The organism is Tumebacillus flagellatus, from assembly GCF_000714935.1.
GTDB classification, from domain to species: domain Bacteria; phylum Bacillota; class Bacilli; order Tumebacillales; family Tumebacillaceae; genus Tumebacillus; species Tumebacillus flagellatus.
In genome coordinates, this window is sequence record NZ_JMIR01000065.1 from 1 (window position 1) to 3453 (window position 3453).

A 3453-nucleotide genomic window follows, 5' to 3' on the forward strand; every position below is an offset into this window, starting at 1 on the left:
CAACTCGTTGGAATGTCATACCAGAACAAATTCCGTCTCCTGCCGTTGTTTTTGCGCCTGATGCGAAATGGCCTCTTGATTTTGTTTTCGATCTCGCAAATACGCAATAGAACGGTCAAAGTTTCTTGACCGTTCTCCACAAAACCTCTTTTTGAAGCTCCTCATGTTGCAGATGCCGGTTCATAAACCGAACCATCTCTTCGTTCTCTGCCTCCACAAACAGAATCCCGTTCTGAAACGTTTGCTCCTCCAACACACGATGGCAAACCTCCGCAATCAATGCGGCACCGCGCGCCATGCGTTGGTGTCTGCGATGGACGAACATCGTCTTGAACAACACCGTCTGTGAATCAAACGCTTCAAGCATCATCCACCCCGCGACTTCGCCCCGATACCGCAACACCAGACTTCGGTCGGGGTCGATCAAAGCTTCGTCCGCAAACGGCGACAGGATCGACGGATACCAGACGCCCGATCCTTTTTTGACAAACGCGCGCTCTTCCTCGGTGAGCGTAGACCATGCCGAAACAGCAAAAGACGGCGGCAGGGTCGTTTTTTTCATCCAAAGGAAGTTGTGAAGGAGCGACAGGGAACCGCTCCGGATGTAAATCCCCGGCCGCGGCACTGCAAACCCGCATGTGGTGAGGAACGCCGCCTCTCCCGACAGCGGGTCGGAACTTGCAACATACTCGACACTCAAGCGCTCGACACCGTTTTGCCGAAGGGAGGACTCCAACGCTCGCAACAAGAGACGCCCGTGTCCTTGTCGACGTTGACGTTCCTCGATGGTGAGCGCCAAGAGATGCGCAGTTGGACTTTGCTCCTGTTGATGTGCCACGCCCAGACCGATGGGCTCGCCGTCACGCGAAACTCCCAACGCCGTGACCGACGATGGGAGTCTCTGCAAGAGGTAATCGATCTCGGGAACGGATACCTTCTGATAGTCAGGCGGAATCGATCCCGTAAATGCTTCAATCACAAGTTCTCGTGCATTAGAATTGCGAGACATCAATAGTGACCACGTTGCTGACGGGGCTGTTTTTGGCGAGGTCGTAGTAGCCGTTTGTCGTCAAGCGGAATTTGCTGTTCGGTCCCGCCGTATGGTTGCTGAGCCAAGTATCCGTCAATTGCAGCGAAAGGGTGTTTCCGCTGACGAGCACGGAGGTAAGATCGTTGTTGACCTGAGAGAGCGATTGGGAATCCGAAAAGTCTCCGCTTTGCGAATACTCCACCGAAACGGTCGGCGCTTCCGGGAACTGGATCGCAATGGACTCATTGCTGGTCAAGGTGAGGACATGGTTGCTGTAGCTGCCGTTCGTCCACGTCGGCGCCGTCTGATCAAATGAGATCGGCAAACTGACGGTGCTGGACGGGGAACCATCCGTTTTATCAAGAGTAAAATCGATCGTGGCAGAAGAGGCTTCCGTTGCCGCATCCAGCGGATGGATGGTGAACCCGTTGCCCGTCGAGTTGATCTGGAGGTCCTGCGACACGGTGTTCAAGGAAACCGTGCCGACTGTTGTGTTGTCCGGGTCACTTACGATAAAGTCGTGATTGACGGCATCGTACGAAAGTTTTTCCACAGTCGCGCCGCGTTTGACTTGGATGAGATTCTTGATGTTGCGTTTGTTGTAAAGAGGTGTCGTCGTCATCACCATGCCCGCGTCGTCGGTGAGGAGTACGTCACCGCTCGTGCCGGACAGCCCGCTGTTCAAGGGGAACTGCGCGGCCGGAGCCAAGGAGATCGTGAGCGCATCCGGTGCCGCGATGATCGCGTTGCGGAACGTTTGAATCGCCTGCGTCAACGCTGCGGTTGCGTCATTCACTTCTCGTTGGCTGGCGTTTTTTTTGTTGGCAACGGTTTGGGCAGCCTCGATGGCCGCTTGCAGGTCGTCATGGGCACTTTGCGGCACCTGACCGGGGTTGGTGCCCACTTGGATTTCCAGGCTCCACGTCACCGCTCCGTTGATCGTGTCATTAAGAGCTTTTTTGTTAACCGCATGATAAGCCGGGCGATTGTCCGGGTTCGAGCTGTTGTTGACGATCGGGATGTTGGCTTTGACGTCGTCATAGTCGACGATGTAGTCTCTCAAATTGGCATTGTCCGGCATCGTGACCGCGTCGATTCTCGCACCGTCGACCAACTTGACTTTGGCATGGGTGGCAGCGCTGATCACGAGGTTTTTGACACTGCCCTTGAGTTCAACTTCGGTCGAGTTGTCGCCCAGTTGGAGACTCTCGATCGTGGCGTCGCTGTCCGTCTGGATGGAAGATTTGCCTTCGGACGTCTTCAAGGTATCCACATGGGTGTTGCCCGTTGCATGGAAGGTCACAACGTTTCCGTTCTGCCCCTTCAGCACCACCGTCCCAAAGGAAGAATCTTGCGCGCTGAAAGAAGTTGACTGAACTTGCAACGTGCCATGAGTATTGAGGTTTTTCACCGTCATCGGAGCGTTTACGACGAGATCGCCCACTCCCGTCGCATTGTGTCCGTCAAGCACGCTGTCCGCTTGGTTCAACTCCAACGACGTCAGCATGGCGATCTTGAAGCCGTCACGGGTGAAATTGAATTGCGCGCCCTTCAGAGCATTTGCGTTGCTCGTTTGGAATACCCCTTGCAACGAGTCCGTAACCCCGTAGCGGATGCCGGAGATCGTGACGCTTCCATCCCCGATCGTCGCCTCACCCACCGGTTGATTGACAACGAGGAGCAACACGTTCGCCATATCGCCGCGAAGCAGCGGTTGCCGGAGCCCGTTCGAGCCCGGTTTCAAAAATCCAAGTTCCCGCACCGCTCGCACGGAATCTTGCGCCCACTGGCTGATCATCGTTTGCTCCTCAACAGGCAGGTTTGTCCCTTTGCCTTCCAGCTTCAAATGGAATCCGCGCGCGAGGATCACAGCCATCTCTTCGCCGGTGATCGCCTCGTTCGGACGAAACGAAGTCGCGTCTCCGATCATGAGGCCCGCTTTGTGCACCGCTTCTATGTACGCGACATTCTCGGAGTTCACGTCGACGTCAGCAAAAAACGACCCCTGCACCGGTTCGGTCTGCAAGGAAAACAATTTGCACAGCATCTTCGCGACTTCTGCGCGCGACATCGGTTCCCCTGAACGGAAATCCCCGTTTGCGTCTCCCGTCATCAAGCCCAACGCTTGAATCTGCTGCGCCGCACCCACAGTGCCGATGGCAACCGCAGAGTCATTGCCGGATGCCGCCAGCACGGCAGTCGGACTGAAGAAAGTCGATAACACCAATGTGCTAATGATTAATTTATTGTTTATCTTCATATTGATTCATCCTCTCTCTGTAAACCAAAGCAAATCCTTCCTCATTTTATACGTCAGACAGAATAAAAGAAAGACCCAATCTCTGTCGAGATTGGGTCTTTCCTTATAAAAGTCTGTTGCCTCGCGACGTCCTACTCTCCCGGGACCCTGCGGTCCGAGTACC

2 protein-coding genes are annotated in these 3453 nt (G+C 54.8%); both read right to left on the reverse strand.

Going from position 1 to position 3453, the window contains the following annotated elements; all coding sequences use genetic code 11:
• Positions 1-115: 115 nt before the first annotated feature.
• Positions 116-1009 carry a GNAT family N-acetyltransferase gene (locus tag EL26_RS22740; RefSeq protein ID WP_081857432.1) on the reverse strand — a complete coding sequence of 298 codons (894 nt, stop codon included), beginning with the start codon at positions 1007-1009 and terminating at the stop codon, positions 116-118.
• Entirely contained in the window at positions 993-3290 is a 2298-nt protein-coding gene (locus tag EL26_RS22745) for an S-layer homology domain-containing protein (protein ID WP_038094706.1), read from the reverse strand. Before EL26_RS22745 ends, EL26_RS22740 begins: the two co-directional genes overlap by 17 nt.
• Positions 3291-3453: the final 163 nt, after the last annotated feature.